Annotated in this window: 12 protein-coding genes and 1 tRNA gene; 11 read left to right on the top strand and 2 right to left on the bottom strand. The window is 58.6% G+C overall.

Features of this window, described 5'->3' with window-relative positions:
• Positions 1–90 precede the first annotated feature (90 nt).
• On the top strand, positions 91–1,950 hold the full coding sequence (locus tag B7Y64_RS03505) for a M14 family metallocarboxypeptidase (RefSeq protein WP_291325922.1): 1,860 nt from the start codon (positions 91–93) through the stop codon (positions 1,948–1,950).
• A 116-nt stretch (positions 1,951–2,066) separates the two neighbouring features.
• Here the strand turns inward: B7Y64_RS03505 and ybaL are convergent, their stop codons facing one another.
• The gene (gene ybaL, locus B7Y64_RS03510; protein ID WP_291325924.1) at positions 2,067–3,800 is read right to left on the bottom strand and encodes a YbaL family putative K(+) efflux transporter; all 1,734 of its coding nucleotides are present in this window, start codon (positions 3,798–3,800) and stop codon (positions 2,067–2,069) included.
• A 428-nt stretch (positions 3,801–4,228) separates the two neighbouring features.
• On the opposite strand from ybaL, the gene B7Y64_RS03515 reads away from it, so the two are divergent.
• Positions 4,229–4,305 (top strand) — tRNA-Arg (locus tag B7Y64_RS03515).
• A 13-nt stretch (positions 4,306–4,318) separates the two neighbouring features.
• Positions 4,319–4,981 carry a hypothetical protein gene (locus B7Y64_RS03520; RefSeq protein ID WP_291323920.1) on the top strand — a complete coding sequence of 221 codons (663 nt, stop codon included), beginning with the start codon at positions 4,319–4,321 and terminating at the stop codon, positions 4,979–4,981.
• On the opposite strand, the gene B7Y64_RS03525 is transcribed toward B7Y64_RS03520, so the two are convergent.
• Positions 4,978–5,262, bottom strand: a complete 285-nt coding sequence (locus B7Y64_RS03525; RefSeq protein WP_291323919.1) for a hypothetical protein — start codon at positions 5,260–5,262, stop codon at positions 4,978–4,980. The two genes, B7Y64_RS03520 and B7Y64_RS03525, sit on opposite strands and share 4 nt — an antisense overlap.
• Before the next feature lie 298 nt (positions 5,263–5,560).
• On the opposite strand from B7Y64_RS03525, the gene repC reads away from it, so the two are divergent.
• From repC to B7Y64_RS03565, 8 genes are all read left to right on the top strand, one after another.
• The gene (gene repC / locus B7Y64_RS03530) at positions 5,561–6,703 is read left to right on the top strand and encodes a replication protein C, IncQ-type (protein WP_291323918.1); all 1,143 of its coding nucleotides are present in this window, start codon (positions 5,561–5,563) and stop codon (positions 6,701–6,703) included.
• Positions 6,704–7,144: 441 nt separating this feature from the next.
• On the top strand, positions 7,145–8,458 hold the full coding sequence (locus B7Y64_RS03535) for an MT-A70 family methyltransferase (protein ID WP_291323917.1): 1,314 nt from the start codon (positions 7,145–7,147) through the stop codon (positions 8,456–8,458).
• A 1-nt stretch (position 8,459) separates the two neighbouring features.
• Entirely contained in the window at positions 8,460–9,365 is a 906-nt protein-coding gene (locus B7Y64_RS03540) for a hypothetical protein (protein ID WP_291323916.1), read from the top strand.
• Positions 9,366–9,637: 272 nt separating this feature from the next.
• Positions 9,638–12,973: a helicase-related protein gene (locus B7Y64_RS03545; protein WP_291323915.1), complete on the top strand. Its 3,336-nt coding sequence runs from the start codon at positions 9,638–9,640 to the stop codon at positions 12,971–12,973.
• 35 nt (positions 12,974–13,008) lie between these two features.
• Positions 13,009–13,674, top strand: coding sequence for a DUF4391 domain-containing protein (locus B7Y64_RS03550; RefSeq protein ID WP_291323914.1), 666 nt, complete (start codon positions 13,009–13,011; stop codon positions 13,672–13,674).
• 75 nt (positions 13,675–13,749) lie between these two features.
• The gene (locus B7Y64_RS03555) at positions 13,750–15,786 is read left to right on the top strand and encodes a site-specific DNA-methyltransferase (protein WP_291328386.1); all 2,037 of its coding nucleotides are present in this window, start codon (positions 13,750–13,752) and stop codon (positions 15,784–15,786) included.
• Positions 15,787–15,800: 14 nt separating this feature from the next.
• Positions 15,801–16,883: a PDDEXK nuclease domain-containing protein gene (locus B7Y64_RS03560; protein ID WP_291323911.1), complete on the top strand. Its 1,083-nt coding sequence runs from the start codon at positions 15,801–15,803 to the stop codon at positions 16,881–16,883.
• Positions 16,880–19,900: a DEAD/DEAH box helicase family protein gene (locus B7Y64_RS03565; RefSeq protein ID WP_291323910.1), complete on the top strand. Its 3,021-nt coding sequence runs from the start codon at positions 16,880–16,882 to the stop codon at positions 19,898–19,900. Before B7Y64_RS03560 ends, B7Y64_RS03565 begins: the two co-directional genes overlap by 4 nt.
• Positions 19,901–19,985 lie beyond the last annotated feature (85 nt).

Genomic DNA, 19,985 nt, shown 5'->3' on the forward strand with positions numbered 1-19,985 from the left:
AGGGACCGCGCGGTGTCCGCCGACACGCCGCTGGCAGCAGGCGCAGTTAACATCGCGCCAAGCCCGACAGTATCCCAAGCAAAGCACACCATGACCCAGCGCCACACCCTGTCTGTTTCAACCCCCGCTAAGGCCGCACAGCCAGCACCACGGATTGGGCACCCTCTGCCGTGGCGCGGTTCGCTGGCCCTAGTGGCCTTGCTGCTGTCCGCATGCGCCAGCACCCCGCTTCCCCCGTGGCCCGGCACGCCTACTGCGGCGCGCTCCACAACAGCCGATTCCATGCCACGCGTGCAACGTGGCGTCGTGGTGCCGGCGCCTCTGGGGCAGGCGCGCGACAACGTGGTGGTCACGCCACTGCAGGTCGGCGCGCCCACGCCAGCCGCCCCCGAAAGCGCTGCGGCTGCCCCCTATGGCCCGGCCGTGGCCGCTCGGTTTGCCGAACCGTCCACCCAATACAGCACACCTGGGCTCGCCCCCGAACGGCGCGGTTTCACAACCAACTCCGAACTGGGGCAATGGCTGCACAACATCGCTAATGCTGCGCCAAGGGGCCCCACGCAGGCCAGTGTTCTGCAACTGGGTGCCTCGCAGCAAGGCGAACCGATTCTGGGCCTGCTCCTGACGCGCGCCAAAGGCATGGACATGGCCAGCCTGGAGGCCAATGGCCGTTCCACGGTGGTGCTCATCGGCCAGCAGCACGGGGACGAACCCGCGGGCAGCGAAGCGCTGCTGGTGGTTGCCCGAGAACTCGCACAGGGCCTGCTTGAACCCTTGCTCGATCGCATCAACGTGGTGGTGATTCCCCGTGCCAACCCCGATGGCGCCACCAACGGCAATCGCACCACCGCCAATGGCGTGGACATGAACCGCGATCACCTGTTGCTGAACACCCCCGAAGCCCGGGCCTTGGCACGCGTGGTGCGAGATTACCGCCCCATTCTGGTTCTGGATGCGCACGAATTCACGGTGGCAGGGCGCTATCTGCAAAAGTTCAACGCCATTCAGCGCTACGACGCCCTGCTGCAATACACCACCACGGCCAACTACCACGAGTTTCTGACCAAGGCATCGCAGGAGTGGTACCACCAGCCCATGCTCGGCGCACTGCAGTCCCAGGGCATGTCGAGCGAGTGGTACTACACCACCTCGACCCAGCCTGACGACAAGCGCATATCCATGGGCGGCGTGCAACCCGACACCGGCCGCAACGTGAACGGCCTGAAAAACGCCGTCAGCCTGCTGGTCGAAACCCGTGGCGTGGGACTGGGGCGCCTGCACATCCAGCGCCGGGTTCACACCCAGGTCACGACCATCACCAGCGCCCTGCGCAGCACCGCAGAGCGCGCAGCCGATCTGGAACAAGTGCGCTCTTATGTCGCGCGTGACACAGCCTCCAAGGCATGCAAGGGCCAGGTGGTGATAGAGGCCCAGGCCACACCCATGCAGCGGGAGCTGACCATGCTCGACCCCGACACCGGCGCAGACCGCACCCTGAAAGTGGACTGGAATTCATCGCTCGCCCTGCGGCCCGTCAAATCGCGCCCCCGGCCTTGCGGCTACTGGCTGGCAGCCCATGCCACCGCAGCGGTTGAGCGATTGCAAATGCTGGGCGTGCAGGTGTTGCGTATCGCGGAACCCGGCGCGTTGCTGGCCGACACTTACCATGAAACCGCGCGCGAAACCACCGAACGCACGGATGTGCGCGGCACCATCGCAGGTGGCTCCAGCATCATCCGCACCCAGGTGACGCCGGTGCGCAGCGCCATTGATGTGCCAGCCGGCAGTTTCTATGTGCCGCTCAACCAGGGTCTGGCCCATCTGGCCGTTGCGGCCCTGGAGCCTGACACCCAAAGCAGCTATTTCGCCAACCGCCTGATTGACGAGCTGGGCAGCACGGCACGCGTCATGACTGTGCCCTCGCTGGTGTTTGAAGAATCGGACGAATAAGCCGATCATGGCGAACAGGGCATTCGCTGCGCGCTGCACACAAGTGCATCGAACAATCAACAACAATAGCATGTAGCGCTTGATACATAAGGGCTACAGGCCAATTTGGCTACAATTCAAGCCGATTCATGCAGCACGCCGGGAGGTGTGGCGTTGCTGCCCCGCGCGGCCGCGCGGGCCAGCACATGGCCCGCCATGGCCTGGGCCAAAGCTTCTTCGCCCATAAAAACCGTGCTGCCACACTCTTTCTCCAGGCGCACCGCCTCCTCTTCGCCGTGGCTGCGCACCACGGTTTCAATGCCGGGATTGAGCAGGCGTGCAGTGGCAATGATCTGCTGCACATTCAGCGTATCGGGCGTGGCAATGACCAGCATGTGAGCGCGCGCGATGTGGGCCTGGATCAACACCGCCGGCTCCACCGCGTCGCCAAACACGGCCGCCATGCCCTGAGCCCGCAGCTTTTCGACCAGTTCACGGTTCTGCTCGGCAACCACCAGCGGGATGTTGTGCGCAGCCAGCACACTGGCCACACGCCGCCCCACGCGGCCATAGCCCACCAGCACCACTTGGCGCGCCAGATAACGCTCGTCCGTGCTGGTGGGCAACTCGGCCAGCGGGTCGTCGCGCTGCTCCAGCCGCCGCGCAAGGGCCGAGCGCGCCAGCAGCCACTTTTGCAGCGGCGCTATGGCACGAAAAACCAGCGGATTGAGCGCAATCGAAATCAGCGCTCCAGCCAGCACCAGGCTGGCGCCCTCGGGCGGCAGCAAGCCCAGCGATGCACCCAGCCCCACCAGAATGAACGAAAACTCGCCAATCTGCGCCAGGCTGGCCGACACCGTCAGCGCCGTGTGCAGCGGATACCGAAACGCCAGCACCAAAGCGGCCGCCGCCAGCGATTTGCCCACAATGATGATCGCCACCACGGCCAGCACCTGCAATGGCCGCTCCCACATGACAGAGGGATTGAACAACATCCCCACCGAGACAAAAAACAGCACGGCAAACGCATCCCGCAGCGGCAAAGACTCCTGCGCTGCCCGGTGGCTGAATTCGGATTCCCGCATCACCATGCCGGCAAAAAAGGCACCCAGCGCAAACGACACCCCAAACAGCACAGCCGACCCAAACGCAATGCCCACGGCCGCCGCCACCACGCACAACGTAAACAACTCGCGCGAACCCGTGCGCGCCACCTGCCACAACACCCACGGAAACACCCGCCGCCCCACCACCAGCATCAGCGCCACAAACCCGCCCACCTGCAGCAGCGTCCACCCCAACGTTTGCCAGATGCTGACCGACGTGGCTGCGGCAGCATTGCCGCCCAGCACGCCGGACAACGGCGGCAACAACACCAGCACCAGCACCATGGCCAGGTCTTCCACCACCAGCCAGCCCACCGCGATGCGGCCGGTGTAGGTATCGAGAATGCCCAGGGTTTCCAGCGCGCGCAGTAGCACCACCGTGCTGGCCACCGACAGCGCAATTCCGAACACCAAAGCCCCACCCAGACTCCACCCCCACCATGACGCCACGGCCATGCCCAGGGCGGTTGCCACGATGATCTGCACCACCGCCCCGGGCACCGCAATCTTGCGCACCGCCAACAGGTCGCCCAGCGAGAAATGCAGCCCCACCCCGAACATCAGCAGCATCACGCCAATTTCGGCCAGCTGGCTGGCCATGGCGGCATCGGCCACAAAACCGGGGGTATACGGGCCAATCACCACACCCGCCAACAGGTAGCCCACCAGCGCCGGGAGCCGCACACGCGTGGCCAGAAAACCCAACACCAGCGCCAGGCCCAGCGCGGCAGCAATGGTGTTGATGAGGTTCAGGCTGTGCGGCATGGTCCATGCGGCCAGAGTGGCCAAAGGTGGGGGAGAAGAGTTGTTATAACTGCAATCACGACTCAGCGGCAAAATGCCACCCAACCACCAGAACCCAGCCGTGCGGCGGGTATGATTCGCACCCTTGGAGTCAATCTGACTCACTGCACGCCAGGCGCTGCCCCAGGCGCCCAGCAAATCCATCTGCCCGTAGCTCAACTGGATAGAGCAATAGCCTTCTAAGCAAGTGCAATCTGAATTTCTTGATTTTTTTAGACCAAAAAAATCATTACAAATCAACAACTTACAGATTTAAGTTAAAGTTGAATTTGTCAAAATTTCGCAGCTTTTTGCACTTTCCGGAGAGATTTTTGTGAGATGAAACTGTTGCCAAGACAGTTGCGACAGGAATTCTGGGCTGACACTGCTCCCGTTTAGAATCTACACACCAGCCAGTAGCTCATCCGGATAGAGCAACGTCCTTCTAAGACGTGGGTAGGGGGTTCGAGTCCCTCCTGGCTGGCCAACCAAACCTCTGCATGGACTCTTCCATCATCCTCGCCGATCTGCGTGAACAGTTTGGAGCCCGAAAGGCCGTGCTTTACGCCGAGGAATTGGCCATAGCGTTGCACCGGTCCACCAGCGCTATCTACACCCTTAAATCACGCGGCACCTTGCCGGTGCCCTGCTTCAAAGTGGGCGGACGCGTGGCCGTGTCGATCTATGACGTAGCGGACTGGCTTGCGGGGAACACGCCAAAAACAGCGCGCTCGAAGCCGCAGAAGGAAGCGGAAGTCTCAGTTCCCGAGCCGAAGAGACACAAGGCGGACATGTCCGGCTTCCTCTTGCAGGTACATGCCCAACGGAAGTTTCTCGCCGACCTCGAAGTGGCTATTCAGCACCAGCTCGAACAAGAAAGCGCTAGCCCAGTCCACACGGTTAGTCTGGCCGTTTTTGATGACCAACCAGACCTATTTTTTGTCGAGGCCAGCGGGCTTGTCCTAACTTATGGTCCCGATGAAGAAGCTGCGCCGCAAGGCGATGAGGTGGATTTAGAGTGGCTAACGTGGACTGCTGCTTTGGCAAAGCCCTGGAAAAGTGAAGATACCCGTATGGAGTGGTTACGCCGTGCAGAGGCCGTTGCACCGGGAACCGCCGCCCTTGTGGAAGCCGAGCGCGAGGCGATCCTTCAACGCATCTAGTCGGGGATCAGACCGTCAATAGAAATAGTTTCAGGCACTTCGAGTGCCGCATATCCCCCGTCCAGAAAGCGGCACACCTGCACCGCAACCAGTTCTGGGGGTAGCCCCTCGTCGATCAGAGCGGGTAACTCGCGAAAAACCCACGTAGCCTTGCTGACGATGTTCGGGTACCCGGCATACAGCATTACACCTTCTGCTGTCGCAAAAGCCTCTAAACACCGTTGCTCCGTCGCTGGTCCCAGCAACAGGAAGTCGGCACGCGCACGGGGGGAAAGAGACATGTGGAAGGCCGCTCGGACAACAGCCACGGATGGTACCTCCACTCCGCGTTTGTACGCCCCCCTATCGATCAGTTGCCAACCGGAACCAGTTTGTCCATGTTTGAAATGGGCACCATCGCGCTGTTTGTGCTGTTCTCATCTTCGGATGCGGACGACAACTGAGACGAGAACAAGGCCCGCGCATCACCCGGGACTTCGGCAAGGACTGCTACCTGAACTCAGGCAGCCCTCCCCCCTTCACTTGCTCAAACGCCCACCCGTTTGCTAGGTTGGTGGCTCACTCACTTCAAGGAGCCACATGAAACCATCCCAACCCAGCAAAACTGCCCACGCGCGCAATCGCCCCATCGACCAGAAGCGCCTAGCAAAAAGAACCATGCGCTATGCCGTGGACTACATGGATCACGCGCCCGTCTGGCAAGCGCCTATCTTCGCGCGGGGTCTGTTCCGGCCCACACAAAACGGCGCCCCGGCCCAGCCATTGGAAGTGCACTTCACCTCCAAGATTCAGGGCTCCCAGATGCACTACGTGGCGCGCAGCCCCCAAGCGCTCAACGTTCCTGACCAGGCCGTGTACTTTCACCTGTGCCAGCTCATGGCACAGAGCAAGCACCTGTTAGTGCCCGCCCACGAAAACTATGCCGCCTTCAAGAAAGCACTCGGGCTGAGCGGCATGTGGGCAAACTCCCCGCTGCCGGTGGTTCGCGTCCAGCCCGCAGACCTCGCCGCAGGCATTGGCCTAACCCGCACCGGCACTAACGCCAAGGCCATGCTGGCTTCCCTTGCCCGACTATCGTGCACTACTCTGCAACGCCGCAAGTTCGGGGCAGGGTCAGTGGCCGAGGAAGGCCACAGCAGGTTCCTGGGCTTGCTGAACTTTGACACCGAAGTGTGGGTCGTGCTGAACCTCGAATCCGGGCTACACGCCCACCAACACAAGGGCGTGGCCTGGGTCAACATGCGCGAGCACCGCAGCCTGGCCAGCAAGCCTGCCAAGCGCCTGCATGCCTGGATGACGGCATGGGCCTCACCGTGGGAGCGCAAGCTGGTGGCGCTCGACAAACTCTTGGTCAGCGTATGGGGCGAGCCGCCCGCAACGCCCGCCATCCGCAAAGACAGGATGCGCACGCTGCGCAAGGCCATTCAGGAGGTCGGCCAACTGGCGGGCTGGTCTTGCGCATTGAGTGAGGACGGGCGGCACCTGTTAGTGCGCAAGCCCCTGTTTGCCGGTACTGCCGCGCAGGCCGAGCACTCGACGCCCTCGCCAGCCGCAAAGGAGGATTTGACTGCTGCTGTGCCTGCCGCTGCCACGCCCACCAAAGCCGCTGCAACGCCCACCGAAACTGCTGCAACGGCCACCCCGGTCGCTGCCACGCCCACCGCCGATACGCTGGAAGCCGCGCCCAGCTTGGATTCTGATGAGCTTGTGTTCTCTCTCTAAGACCACCAAGGAGAGAATAAGACGAACCATGGTGGTGTGGGGCGAAGCCCCGTCGCTACGATGAGCGCCGAGGCATCGCCCATCGGATGAGACGCTGCATCTTGGGGGATAAAACGTTACTAGCCAAGGATAGAGGGTGATATCAATTTGATGTCATGCTACATCTCTGGGCGTGGAGATCCCCTCGTTCTGCGCTCTGCCACCTGACATCCGGCAGCAGCCACATGAAAACTAGCTGGCATGAAAATCGCTTGACGTTCGGGGCGCGAAAAGCTACATTAGCTGCATGAGTTTTTCGCTCTCCATCTACACCTCACATCTCCCTCGCCAGACTACGTCTGCGCGCATACGGCCGCTCTAAGCGGCAAACCTCACCCAGTTTCGCCGCTTCATCCCGCTTGCAAACGCAAGCGGAGGGTTCAACCCTTTTGGAGCACATTCATGCGAACTTCTTCTCTGGCCAATCGCGGCCAAAATCGTGTCGTTTCGACACAAAAAACCCCCTCCTGCGCTGGCCAATCCGTTGCAGCGGTAGACGCTGATAAGACGCACACTGCGTTGACTATCGACCCCTGCTGCGAGGCGTTCCCGCCGATGCAGCACGACGAATTCTTGGGGCTCAAAGCCAGCATCCAACGAAACGGTCAACAAGAGCCCATCATCGTATGGAACGACCGCATTGTGGATGGCCGCCACCGGCTCAAAGCCTGCCAAGAGCTCGGCCTTGAACCAATGATCAAGCGATTGAGCTGCGACTACGCGCAGGCGGTCAGCGCGACCTTCGCCGCGAACATCAATCGCCGCCAACTACGACATGGTCAGCTGGCTCTGCTGGCCGCGCAACTCGCAACCCGCAAGCCTGGCCAGACCAAAGCAGCCAAGCATGTTGGTGCCGTTCTTTCCCAACCAGAAGCTGCGGCCTTGTTTGGAGCATCGCGAGATGCCGTCCAGAAGGCTTGCCTTCTGATCCGTGGCAATAACACGGCTCTGCTGGACAGTGTTCACAACGGCACCATGAAGCTCAATGTGGCCTATGAAATTTATAAGAACGGCAAAACTGGCTTGCGAGCGAAAACGACAGAAAAAGAACGCGAAGCGCTGCAAGTAGTTGCTGGCTTGAAGGAACGGCTGGGCGAGGAATCTCGCAACTTGCGATTGATCAAACAAGCGGCCACCAGCGCCAAAAACTTGGCGCTGCCTACCGGTGCACGCCATTCCATCGTTTTGGCCGATCCTCCCTGGGACTACGGCATGGCGGCTGACCGATCACACAGCAGAGTCCTTCCGCACAATCATTATCCGACGATGACCGTTGCGGCTATCTGCGACATGGAGGTCGAGGAGATCGCGGCGGACGATGCCATGCTTTTCATGTGGTGCCCGGCCTCTTTGCTGCCCGACGGCCTCAAAGTCATGGCAGCCTGGGGGTTCGACTACTCCTCGAACTGGGTCTGGCACAAAAGCGGCGGCAGACTCAACTGCGGTGGCGGCACGGCGGCCATCCATCACGAACTGCTTTTAGTCGGCAAGCGTGGCGCTGGCCTGACCATCGTGGGCAAAAAGGCGAGGGAATCATCCGTTTTCAGCGCGTCGGTAAAAGGCCACAGCGCCAAACCCGCCGTGGTGCACGAGCGGTTGGAAAAGCTGTATCCCAAGGTTAGTCGCATCGAGCTTTTTAGCCGAGCGCAGCGAACGGGCTGGACCATGTTCGGCAATCAAGTAGGTGAGACGGTTGCAGCAAGGAAGGTGGCTTGATATGGCCTCTACCCATACTGACATCACGCGCCCCTCCGATATCGACCGAGAACTAAAACTGCCGCCTGCGGTACGCTACTTTGAAGCAGAACCTGTCAGGACCACGGCTACCCTTGCTGAATATCGCGATGAGGCTGGTCGATTGCACAACGAACATGGCTTTGCCGTGGCTCTTGACGACGGGACAGAGGAGTGGTGGCGACATGGCCATGCCCATAGCGTTGACGATTGGCCTGCCATTTCTTTGGGCAATTCCAGCGAACTTGACGTATTTGTTCCTTCGGGACTGCAAGGCGGCACCATTTGCGACCGGTTGGACTTCGGATCAGGGGCACTCGTGTGGTGTGAAGACGGTCTAATCCATCGCATTGGAGATCCAGCAGTACAGCTGTGCCCAGGAATCTTCAACTACTGCGAATACTGGCACATGGGCCGGAGACATCGAGCCGATGGACCGGCGCTCATCGACTGCTTCGAGAAGTGGTACTACCACGGCCTTCTCCATCGGTGCGATGGTCCCGCCGTAGTAAATACCAGCAGAAACCACACTGGGGTATGGGTCTGGTACGGAGAGGTTTTCTGTGATGGCGCCGAATTGGGCGAGGAAGACTTTCCGTTTCACGAGCCACCGCCCGCGTTCTACATGACCGCGCTGTTGAGCATGATGACTACGCCAGTGCTCCACGCGAAATCTATCGACGTCATCGTTGCGCGGATTGCGTTGCTGATGCCAGACTTCCCAGCCCTCTGGTTTGGGAGAGAAGGCTGCGAGTGGCACGAAATCCGCCGAGCAATCGCAATTTGTTTAGAGGAGCACACGACGGGAGTAGGCCCGAAAGCAAAGCGAAAACGAAAAGCCAAAATCGATGTCATTTCTCTGCCTGAATTTTTTCTGGACGAGGACTAGCCATCCAGTTGACTCAACTGCTTTCTGCCTCTGCTACGTCCCATCGCCCATAACTAGCTCAAAAAGGGCAGCCATTCCCGCCAGACCGGAACATGCCCATCCGGGCACAACCACGGCCCTGGCGGGCGCACCTCCCCTTTGCCGCATGGCTTATCCCAAAACCTAGCCAACACAGATCGTGATGGCTTGGAGCTAAGTCCGGTCGCAATTGCCTGGTTCGGGCATCCCCCCTCCTTCGCTAAGATGTAACCAAGGAGCGGCGGGAAAATGGCATGAAACTCATCGACAACATCAACGACCTGCTGGGCGACGACATCAAACAGTCTGTCCAGCCAGGCGCGCGCCTCAAAATCGCGGCTTCCTGCTTCTCGATCTACGCTTATGAGGCCTTGAAGCGCGAGTTGGAGTCGGTCGAATCGTTCGAATTCATCTTCACCTCCCCATCGTTCATGCCCGACGAGGCAACGGACGCGGCCAAGAAAGAGCGGCGCGAGTTCCACATCCCCAAGCCCCCCTCGGAAGCGAAAACCGAGCGCAGCTTCTACGGCACCGAATTCGAGGTGCAGCTCAAAAACAAGCTGACCCAGCGCGCCATTGCCCGTGAATGCGCCGACTGGATGCGCCGCAAGGCCAAGTTCCGCACCAATAGTGGCAACGCGCCCATGCAGCAGTTTGCTGCGGTACAAGCGGCCATTGCGACGGAAGACATGAACAATGCCGTCTACATGCCCTTGCATGGCTTTACTGCCGTCGATTTGGGCTACCAGCCTGGCAACGCCGTATCGAACATCGTCAACAAATTCGACGAGCCCGCCAACACGGGCGTATTCCTGAGCTTGTTCGACCAGATTTGGGCTGATCCCGCCAAGCTGAACGACGTAACCAGCTTGGTGTGCGAGCACATCGCGTCGGTGTACCAAGAGAACTCGCCCGAGCGCATCTACTTCCTGATGCTTTACAACATCTTCAACGAGTTTCTGGAAGACCTCAACGAAGACGTGCTGCCCAACGACCGCACGGGCTACCTCGACACGCTGGTGTGGCAAAAGCTCTTCAACTTCCAGCGCGACGCCGCCACCGGCATCATCAACAAGCTCGAAACCTACAACGGCTGCATCCTGGCCGACAGCGTGGGCCTAGGCAAGACGTTCACGGCGCTGGCCGTTATCAAGTATTACGAGCTGCGCAACCGGTCTGTGCTGGTGCTGTGCCCCAAGAAGCTGGCCGACAACTGGTTGACCTACAACCGCAACCTCAAAACCAACATCTTCGCCAAGGACCGGTTCAACTACGAAGTGCTGTGCCATACCGACTTGCAGCGCACCAGTGGCGAATCGTTTGGTACACCCCTGAACCGGGTGAACTGGGGCAACTACGACTTGGTGGTGATCGACGAGTCGCACAACTTCCGCAACAACGACGCCTACAAGGACAAGGAGACGCGCTACCAAAAGCTGATGGACTCCGTCATCAGGCAAGGAGTGAAGACCAAGGTGTTGATGCTGTCGGCCACGCCCGTCAACAACCGCTTCAACGACTTGCGCAACCAGTTGGCGCTGGCCTATGAGGGCAACTCCTTGCAGTTGGGCGACAAGCTGCACACCGAGAAAGACGTTGAGGAGATTTTTCGCAGGGCGCAGGCCGCGTTCAACAACTGGACCAAGCTGCCGCCCGAAGAGCGTACCGCCAACGCCATATTGAGCGCCCTGGACTTCGACTTTTTCGAGCTGCTCGACAGCGTAACGATTGCCCGATCCCGCAAGCACATCGAGACGTTCTACGACACCAAGGACATTGGCACCTTCCCGCAACGCCTCAAACCCCTGTCATTCCACTGCCCTCTGACCCTGCGCACCGATGTCATTGGCTTCAACGATATCTTCAACCAGCTCTCACTCTTGAAGCTGGCCGTGTATGCGCCTGTGGGCTACATCTTGCCCAGCCGCATCAAGAAGTACGAAGACATGTATGACACCGAGGTGGCCAGTGGCGGTGGCAAGCTCAAACAGGCCGACCGCGAAAAGAGCTTGCAGGCGCTGATGACCGTCAACCTGCTCAAACGGCTGGAAAGTTCAGTCGCATCGTTCCGGCTCACCTTGCAGAGTCTGCAAAGCAATCACCAGAAAGCGCTGGCCCAGATCGCAGCATTCAAGCAAACGGGCCGGGCAAGGCCGTTCACCGATCAGGCATCGGTTTTTGAGGATGTCGATTTCGACGGCGAAGAACTGCCCGATTTTGACGACGCAAACGAGAGCAGCACGGGCGGCAAGGTCAAAATCGACCTGGCCGACATGGACCTGCCATCGTGGGAGTACGACCTGAGCGCCGACCTGGGCGTGATTGATGGCCTGCTGGCCGAAATGGAAAAAATCACCCCAGCCGACGACGCCAAGCTCCAACACCTCAAAGCCCAGATCGAGCACAAGCTGGCCAACCCCATCAATCCGGGCAACCGCAAGCTGCTGATATTCACTGCGTTTGCAGACACCGCCAACTACCTCTACGACAACCTGGCAGTTGGCCTATTCCAGGCCCATGGAATCCACGCTGGCAAGGTTACGGGCACCACAGAGCCTAAAACTACCCTGCGGCTTGCCGCCAACCCGCGCCAGGGCATCGACTTCCAGACCATGCTCACCCTCTTTGCGCCCCGCGCCAAAGAGAAGGCGCTGACCCTGCCCCACGAGCCCGGCGAGATTGACGTGCTGATCGCCACAGACTGCATTTCCGAAGGGCAGAACTTGCAGGACTGCGACACCGTCATCAACTACGACATCCACTGGAACCCGGTGCGCATCATCCAGCGCTTTGGGCGGGTGGACCGCATCGGTTCGCCCAACGCGCGCATCCAGTTGGTCAACTACTGGCCCGACATCAGCCTGGACGAATACATCCGCCTCAAAGAGCGGGTGGAGAGCCGCATGATGATTGCCGACGTTACGGCCACAGGCGATGACAACGTGCTGTCTGCGCAGTCCAACGACGTGGCCTATCGCAAAGAGCAATTGCGCCGTTTGCAAGAAGAGGTCATCGAGATGGAAGACCTCAAAACCGGGGTGTCCATTACTGACCTCGGGCTCAACGACTTCCGCATGGACCTGCTGAACTACGTCAAAGCCCATGGCGACCTGTCCCGCCTGCCCAATGGCCTGCACGCCGTGGTGCCCGCCGATGTGGAAAAGGGCTTGCGCCCCGGCGTGATTTTTACGCTGCGCAACCGGCAACTTGATGGTGCAGCCGGTGCAGTGGTGCGGCAGAAAAACCGTCTGCACCCTTACTACGTGGTGTACATCGGTATGGACGGCCGCATCATTGCCGACCACACCGAAGTCAAGACGCTGCTGGACCTGGCCCGCAACGCCTGCAAAGGCCGCACCGAGCCAGTGCCCACCGCCTTTGAACCCTTCAATACAGCCACCAGCGATGGCCGCAACATGGCGGTGTACTCAACGCTGCTGGACCAGGCCATCCACTCCATGATCGAGCGCCAGCAAGAGCAAGACGTGGACAGCCTGTTCTCGCCGGGCAAGACCAGTGCTTTGGTGCACGAGGTGGCCGGTCTGGAAGACTTCGAGCTGGTCAGCTTCCTCGTGGTGCAGCCTGCATGACCCATCCAACGACTGCGCCAACCACCTCGCAAACAATGGCCCGCGCCCTATTCGCCTGGCCTGCAAAAGCCGCAGTGTCTCGCCCTGTGGCCAAGGCCAAAATCTACGCGCACGCCAAACCCACCGCCGCATTGCGCGCGCTGTTTGTGGAGCAGGTCGAAAGCATCACCTGGGCCTACAAGCTATCCCCGGAAAGCATCAATTTGCCCGCCAAGCCAGACGTGCCCGAAATCGAGGTGTTTGAAATCGCCTTGAAGCTGCCGGATGTCAGTCATTCGGTACTGCGCTGCATCGACAAAGCCATTCCGTTCCCCATCCTGTTTGTGCTGCGGCACGATGGCAACAGCCGACCCGTCGCCGCCTATAAGCGCCCCAGCGAAGCCGCCAGCGGCCAATGGGTGTTGGGCGACTACCATGCAGCGCCGTGGCAGTCGGACGACTTGCCGCGCCACGGCTTACCCGTTGCACTGGATTTGCAAGGCCTGTACGAGCAGCTGCTGCGCCAGCATCTGGCGGTGCCCGCCCGGGCTGGGGAGACTTTGCGCGACCAATTGGATCGGCTGGCGCAGCTGGAAGCCAAGCAGGCCGCAGCGGCCAGGCTGGAAACCCGGCTGGCGCAGGAAAAGCAGTTCAACCGCAAAGTCGAGATCAACGCTCAGTTGCGTACCATTCGCAGCGAGCTTCAAGCACTGGCCTTGTGAACCGGGCCACTACAATTGCTATATATTTAATAGCGTGCAGCGATTTCTGAATAAGCGCTACAAGCCAATTTGACCATGAATAAACTAAAAATGCACAGCCCCGACCTGACGCAGGCCAACATCGACAAGCTGGCAAAGCTGTTCCCCAACTGCCTGACCGAAATGCGTGGCGCCGATGGTGAGGTCAAGCGCGGCATCGACTTTGACCAGTTGCGGCAGGAGCTGTCCCCATCCATCGTGGAAGGCCCGCAAGAACGCTACCAGCTCAACTGGCCCGGCAAGCGGGAGGCCCTGCTGACTGCCAATGCGCCGATCGCCAAGACATTGCGCCCCTGCCGCGAAGAGAGCGTGGACTTTGACACCACGCAGAACCTGTTCATTGAGGGGGACAACCTTGACGCGTTGAAACTGCTGCAAGAGACCTACCTGAACAAGGTGAAGATGATCTACATCGATCCGCCTTATAACACTGGTAATGACTTCATTTATGAGGACGATTTCGCGCAGAGTTCAGAAGAATTTTTTATCAAGTCGAATCAGAAAGATCAGAGCGGAAACAGGCTTGTGGCAAACGCCGATTCCAACGGAAGATTTCATTCGGATTGGCTTTCGATGATGTACTCACGTCTCAAATTAGCAAAAAATTTGTTGCGTGACGATGGTGTAATTTTTGTTCACATTGATGACAACGAAGTTGAGACGCTCGGCAAGCTGTGTTCTGAAGTTTTTGGAGAAGAAAACTTCATCAATATCGTTACAGTAAAGACGAAAGTAGGTGGAGTGTCCGGCAGCTCAGAAGGTAAGAGTCTAAAAGATACCACCGAATTCATTTGGATTTACGCAAAGAATAAGGAGGTCGTACTTCTGACTCCTGTTTACATCAAGACAAAATTATCCGAAAGAATAAATAGCTATGAAGCTGAGGGTAAAAGTTGGAAGTACACGTCCATCATTACAAAATTGGGCGAAAAGTTCTTGATCAAAGAAGATGCTGTTCGAAGTATTCGTTACTTTGGCTACAAGGCCCTGGAAACCATATCCATTCAGGCATTTGCTCGTGAAAAAGGTCTGACCGTAGAAGATGTGTACAACCAGTATGCGGACAAGATTTTTAGGACAACAAACGCACAGAGCAGCGTGCGCCAGACAGTCATCAGAGAAACAAAGAATACGGACTGTCCCATGTATGGTTGTGAATATGCGCCAATAAAGGGACGGAATGAAGGCTCAGTGATCGAGGTTCTGTACAAATCAGGCGCTACTGCTGACCAACGCAATATGGTCATGTTTTTGTCAGATGTTGTTCAGAAGATTGACGGTGTCTACTACTACATGGACAAAGTGAGTTCACTTTGGGATGATATTGATTACAATAATCTCACAAAGGAAGGCAATACGGAATTCGCAAATGGGAAAAAGCCGATCAAACTTATCCAGCGAATGCTTTCATTGGCTACATCGAAGGACGATCTAGTTGTAGATTTCTTTGCCGGGAGTGGAAGTACTGCCCATGCGGTAATGCAGCAAAATGCAGAAGACGGTGGCGATCGCAAATTTATCTTGGTGCAAATTCCAGAGCAGTGCGACGAGCAAAGTGACGCGCGCAAGTCTGGCTTGAACACAATCGCAGACATAAGCAAGGAGCGTATCCGGCGTGCCGGAAAGCAGGTCCTAGATGGCGGATGTCACAAAGACTGGGATAGAGACGTTGGTTTCCGAGTCCTCAAAATTGACACCTCCAACATGAAGGAGGTGTTCTATACCCCCGACGCGGTGTCCCAAGACCTGCTGTCCGACCAAATCAACAACATCCGCGAAGACCGCACGTCAGAAGACCTGTTGTTCCAGGTGCTGCTGGATTGGGGCGTTGACCTGGCGCTGCCCATCACGCAGGAGACCATTGCGGGCAAGACGGTGTACTTTGTGGATGGCAACGCGCTGGCCGCATGCTTTGAAGAGGGTGTCAGCGAAGATTTCGTCAAGCTGCTGGCCCAGCGTGAGCCGCTACGCGTGGTGTTCCGCGATGCGGGCTTTGCCAGCGACAGCGTGAAGATCAACGTGGAGCAAATCTTCAAGCTGATGAGCCCCAGCACCGAAGTCAAGTGCATTTGATGGGGCGGCACACAATGGGTTTGGAACCTCTGGGCACTGATTTTTCTGTCTTGGTGCAGGCGCTCAGCGCCACACACCAGCAGTTGCAAGCGCAGGCCGCGCGGTCGGTGGACACGGCTTTGGTGCTGCGCAACTGGCTGTTTGGCTGGCACTTAGTGGAATTTGAGAACGCCTCGGCCCGGCGGCAAGAGGTGTACGGTAAGAGCTTGGTGGACAAACTGTCGGCTGCATTGAGTAGCCAGGGCATCAAAGGCGTGTCGCCGACCAATTTGCGCTTGTGCCGCAGCTTCTACGAGTCGTTCCAGAAGATTCAACAGACGGCGTCTGTTGAATCTTCGGCCACTGCACCGCAGCCGCCCGACCTGAACGCGCTCAAAGCCCAACTGGGCTTGGGTTGGTCGCACTATGTGGTGCTGCTGTCGGTGAGCAACGTGCAGGCCCGCAGCTTCTATGAGGTGGAAGCGCAGCAGGCGAGTTGGGGCGTGCGTGAGCTGAAACGCCAAATTGCCAGCGGCTTATTCGAGCGCCTGGCGTTGAGCCGCAGCAAGGATGAAGTGAAAGCCCTGGCCCAGGTGGGACAGGTGCTGGCCAAACCTGCGGATGTGATCAAGAACCCCTATGTGTTGGAGTTTCTGGATTTGCCAGAGCACCCCACCTACTCAGAGCACCAGCTGGAACTGGCCATCATCGACAAGTTGGAGCACTTCTTGTTGGAGCTTGGCAAGGGCTTCTTGTTTGAGGCACGGCAAAAGCGGTTCACGTTTGACGACAGCCACTTCTACGTGGACTTGGTGTTCTACAACCGCTTGCTGCGGTGCTATGTGGTGATCGACCTGAAAATCGGCCAGCTGACGCACCAAGACCTGGGCCAGATGCAGATGTACGTGAACTACTTCGACCGGCACGTCAAAACCGCCGACGAAGCGCCCACGGTGGGCATCTTGCTGTGCTACGACAAGAACGACGCACTGGTGGAACTCACGCTGCCCCAGAACAGCAACATCTACGCCGCGCAGTACCAGCTGTACCTGCCTTCCAAGGAAGAGTTGCGTCAAAAAATTCAGGAAGCCGAAAAGGCATGGGAGGCGGCTCAATGAAGCTCAAATTCAAGAAACAGGCCTACCAGACCAACGCCGTGGAGGCCGTCGCAGATTGCTTTGCCGGGCAGCCCAAGCGCGAAGGGCTGAATTACCGGATTGACCCAGGCCGTGTGGTTGACGCCAGCGGCCAGGCGACTGCGGCATTGGAGTCATCCGGGTTCAAGAATGCAGATCTGGCCCTGACTCCTGGCCAGATGCTGGAAAACATCCACGCGGTGCAGCGCAGGCAAAACCTGCCGCAGTCTGCCGCCTTGGTCAAAACCAAGGTGTGCGACATCAATCTGGACGTGGAGATGGAGACCGGCACGGGCAAGACGTATTGCTACGTCAAGACCATGTTCGAGCTGAACGCCCGGTATGGGTGGAGCAAGTTCATTGTGGTGGTGCCCAGCATTGCCATTCGTGAAGGCGTGTTCAAGTCGCTGGAAATCACAGCGGAGCACTTCCAGGACGACTACAAGAAGCGCGCCCGCTTTTTCATCTACAACTCCAAACAGCTGCACAACCTGGAAAGTTTCGCGAGCGATGCAGGCATCAATGTCATGGTCATCAACGTGCAGGCCTTCAACGCCACGGGCAAGGACGCGCGCCGAATTTATGAGGAGCTGGACGACTTCCAGTCCCGCAGGCCCATTGATGTGATCAGTGCCAACCGCCCCATCCTGTTCCTGGATGAGCCGCAGAAGATGGAAGGAGGCAAGACGTTGGACTCGCTGGCCAACTTCAAGCCGCTGGCGGTGCTGCGGTATTCGGCCACGCACAAGACAACGCACAACAAGATCCACCGGCTGGATGCGCTGGATGCCTATAACCAGAAGCTGGTCAAGAAGATTGCGGTGCGCGGCATATCGGTCAAGGGCCTCACTGGCACCAATGCCTACCTGTACTTGGAGTCAATTGAAGTGTCCACCAGCGCCCCAGTGGCGCGGGTAGAGTTCGAGATCAAGCAGAACAGCGGTATCAAACGCGTGCTGCGCAAGCTGTCGCGCAACGACAACCTATTCGACCTGTCGGGCGGCTTGGAGCAGTACCGTGGCTTTGTGGTGGCTGACATCAATGCCTTGACCAACACCGTGAGCTTTACCAATGGCCACGAGCTGATAGCAGGCGAAGCCACGGGCGATGTCAACGAATCCGCATTGCGCCGTATCCAGATCCGCGAGGCTGTCAAAGCCCACTTCGAGAAAGAGCAGGCCTTGTTTGCGCAGGGCATCAAGGTGCTGTCTCTCTTCTTCATTGATGCCGTCAGCAAGTACCGCAGCTATGACGAAGCGGGCGAGCGCAATGGCGAGTACGCCCAGATGTTTGAGGAAGAGTACAACGAGCAGCTGGCCGAGGTGATGACGCTGGAAGACACGCCCTACAACCGGTATCTCAAAGGCATTGCCACCAACCGAACGCATGAAGGCTACTTCTCCATCGACAAGAAGAGCAAGCGCATGGTGGACCCCGAAACGGGCAAGAAGTCAACGGAAACCGACGACGTGGACGCGTATGACCTGATTTTGCGCAAGAAGGAGCAGTTGCTCAAATTTGAAGAGCCGGTGCGCTTCATCTTCTCCCACTCAGCCCTGCGCGAAGGTTGGGACAACCCCAACGTGTTTGTGATCTGCACGTTGAAGCACAGCGACAACACCATCAGCCGTCGGCAAGAGGTGGGGCGCGGATTGCGCTTATCTGTCAATCAGCATGGCGACCGCATGGACGCACCTGCAACGGTGCACCACGTCAACGTGCTGACGGTAGTGGCCAGCGAGAGCTACAAGGACTTCGTAACCGCCTTGCAGCGGGACATGAGCGAAGGCTTGTCGGAGCGGCCACGGGTGGCCGACGAGTCCTACTTCACCGGCAAGGTGCTCAAAACAGCGGCTGGCGATGTGGAGGTAACCCCGCAACTGGCCAAGCAGATATACAAGTACCTGCTTAAAAACGACTACACCGACGACAAGGACCGCATCGCGGATGCGTACCATGAGGCCAAGAAGGAAGGGACGCTTGCCGCGTTGCCGCCCGACTTGGTGGCCCATGCCGAAGCGGTCTTTGCGCTGATCGACACCGTGTTCAGCGATACAAAGCTGCCATTACCGGAGGACGACCGCAAGGCCAAGACCAATCCGCTGAACGGCAATTTTGAGAAAGCCGAGTTCAAGGCGCTGTGGAGTCGCATCAACCGCAAGGCTGCGTACACGGTGGACTTCGAGACGCCAGAGCTGGTGGCCAAGTGCGTGAAGGCCTTGGAGGCCGAACTCAAAGTGAGCCCCATGCAGTACACCGTGGTGGCCGGGGAGCAGGCCGACACCGCAACCTACGACGGCGTTCGCCAGGGCGAGTCCTTCAAGGTAACAGAGTCCACGACGGACTACCACCGTGCATCAGCCCATTCCGCCGTCAAGTACGACCTGATTGGCCGCCTGGCCGAAGAGACACAACTGACGCGTGCCACGGTCGCCAGCATCTTGCAGGGCATCAACAAGGCCGTGTTCAGCCAGTACCGCACCAACCCCGAAGACTTCATGCGCAAGGCCGCGCGCCTGATGAACGAGCAGAAGGCGACGGTGATTGTGGAGCACATCGCCTACGACCCCACGGGTGAAACGCACACCATGGAAATCTTCACGCAGGACAAGCCCAAGGAAGATTTCAGCAAGGCGGTGAAGGCCAACCACCACATCTACGACTACGTTTTCACGGACTCCAAGAACGAGCGGGACTTTGTGCGCGAGCTGGATGCCAGCACCGAAGTGGTGGTGTATGCCAAGCTGCCTCGTGGGTTCTTCATCCCAACGCCGGTTGGCAACTACAACCCCGACTGGGCCATTGCCTTCCAGGAGGGCAAGGTCAAGCACGTTTACTTTGTCGCCGAGACCAAGGGTTCGATGTCCAGCATGGACTTGCGGAAAATCGAGGAAAGCAAGATCGAGTGCGCCCGCAAGTTCTTCGCCAAGATCACGTCTGACCAGGTCAAGTACGACGTGGTTGATGGGTATGGGAAGTTGATGGAGCTGGTGGCGTAGCGTATCGACAGGATGCACAGCCCATCGCTGTCAAAACGCTGGCAATTGCGCCCCGTAATGCCGTCGTAGAGCTGCTCATGGGTGT

The organism is Acidovorax sp. 35-64-16 (genome assembly GCF_002281195.1).
In the GTDB taxonomy this organism is placed as follows: Bacteria; Pseudomonadota; Gammaproteobacteria; order Burkholderiales; family Burkholderiaceae_C; genus Acidovorax; species Acidovorax defluvii.